1 protein-coding gene is annotated in these 546 nt (G+C 46.0%); it reads right to left on the reverse strand.

Going from position 1 to position 546, the window contains the following annotated elements; all coding sequences use genetic code 11:
* On the reverse strand, window positions 1–465 hold a 465-nt coding region (locus tag FC82_RS11055), incomplete at its 3' end, for a transposase family protein (RefSeq protein WP_162260947.1).
* Window positions 466–546: the final 81 nt, after the last annotated feature.

The raw sequence follows: 546 nt of genomic DNA on the forward strand, positions 1-546 counted from the left end.
CTCTTTTAAGCGATAAGGCCGGTGTACTTCCGCGTTGATAATGCGTGCCACGCTGGTATTTGAGATGCCGGTTAACGCGGCGATCGTTGTCCCAGCCAATGACTGCTTGGCCAGCTTGATGGTCTGTTGGGCGACCCCAGGGGTCAGGGTGTGATTGAACGTCAGATTATTGGACTGTGCTCCACAGGTCCTGCCACAGGCATGACACAGATAGCGCTGCTTATGAACTCGCAATTGGATAGGGCTGCCATTGATCGAAGTCAGTTTAGCATTGACCGTTCGTTTGCCATTCAGAATCAAGTTCTGACTGTGACAATGCGGACAGTGCGACAGCGGATAAGAAAGGGTCGCTTCAATGATTTGAGTAACGACACCCCGCTTTCTTTCAGAATAAATATCAACGACATGTAGATTAGTATCTGTTAATTTGACCAGTTTTAGGATAGAATCATTATCTAGGGACACTATGTTTTCCTCACTTTCGATTGATTTGTGGTGATTTAATCGTAACATGTGAGGACATAGCGTCCTTTTATGATGGAATAA

The sequence above is a fragment of the Secundilactobacillus collinoides DSM 20515 = JCM 1123 genome (assembly GCF_001435975.1).
In the GTDB taxonomy this organism is placed as follows: Bacteria; Bacillota; Bacilli; order Lactobacillales; family Lactobacillaceae; genus Secundilactobacillus; species Secundilactobacillus collinoides.